Consider the following 1,237-nt stretch of genomic DNA (forward strand, 5'->3'; position numbering starts at 1 on the left):
TTCGGAAGATTTTCCGAGCTCGTCCGGGTTCCGGTTCATCTACTCGCCGTTCGCGGCGATAATTTTCGCGCCGATGGCGTGGAGTGATCCCGTTGTCCTGCAGGTGATATGGACATCGATCAATATCGCGCTGGTGTGGTGGATCCTGAAAGTCGTCCTGCGCCAATTGTCGATACCGCGGCCATCTCTTGTGGCTGCGGCGCTGACTGGTGTGGCGCTGGTCCTCGAGCCGGTGCGCTCGAACCTCGGGTTCGGGCAGGTCAACATCGCGTTGATGGCGTTGGTCGTCGCCGATTGCTGCGGCGCCCTGCCCCGCAGATTCAGAGGAATCGGCATCGGAATTGCCGCGGCCATCAAGATCACTCCCGCTGCCTTCGGGCTCGTCCTGCTCGTGCGGCGAGACCTACCCTCGATCGCCCGCGCCCTCGGCGCATTCTTGGTCACCGTCGGTATCGGTTTCGTATTTCTGCCCAAGGATTCGGTGTGGTTCTGGGCGACGGAATTCTTCCGCAGTGACCGCGGCGGTGCGCACGAGTTCTTCCGCAACCAAGCCGTCACCGGACTGTTGGCCCGACTCGGCGCCCAGGGCATGCTCAAAGATGCGATCTGGCTGCTGATCGTCGCCATGATCATCGCCGCCGCAGCCTACGCAGGGCACCGCTTCACGCGCAGCGGGGAACCTGTCCTCGCCCTCGGGGTCGTCGCGCTGGCGTCGCTGCTCGCGGCACCGATCGCGGTCACTCACCACTGGGTGTACGTCATCATGCTGATCCCCCTCGGGGTGGCGCCGCAGTACCGATCGTGGAGGCCCCTCATCGCCGTTGCCGTCACAATTTTCGCCATCGGCCCCTATTTCGTCCTGAGATGGACGTTCCCGGGGGGATGGGCTGGTGAACTTGCGCAGCAGGTGATCGGAAACGCCCAACTCCTGACAGCGCTCGTCCTCTTCGTGTGCGCGGTGCGTGTCGCTGCGACCCGGGACCGCACCGGCTCCGATGCAGCCCCTGCTCCCGCATCCCGTCAGGATGTGGAAGAAGCCGTTCCTTCACCCGTGTGAGCAGGTGAAGAAACGGCCCCTTCGGTGAGGATGAGCTGACGTCAGTGACCGCCGCCGAGCTTGCCGGAGAGCCGATCCAACCGCTCGAGGCTGGCGCCGTCGAGACCGATGATCTCGACGTGCTTTCCCTTCGCTTCGTACTTGTGCTGAATGGCATCGAGAGTGGCGACCGTCGAGGCA

Annotated in this window: 1 protein-coding gene; it reads left to right on the forward strand. The window is 63.8% G+C overall.

Annotated features, from left to right (window positions below; genetic code table 11):
• The coding region (locus A2J01_RS05325; RefSeq protein WP_064112247.1) for a glycosyltransferase family 87 protein at positions 1–1,057 on the forward strand (1,057 nt) is incomplete at its 5' end.
• Positions 1,058–1,237: the final 180 nt, after the last annotated feature.

Source organism: Rhodococcus sp. EPR-134 (assembly GCF_001647205.1).
Lineage (GTDB): Bacteria > Actinomycetota > Actinomycetes > Mycobacteriales > Mycobacteriaceae > Rhodococcus_F > Rhodococcus_F qingshengii.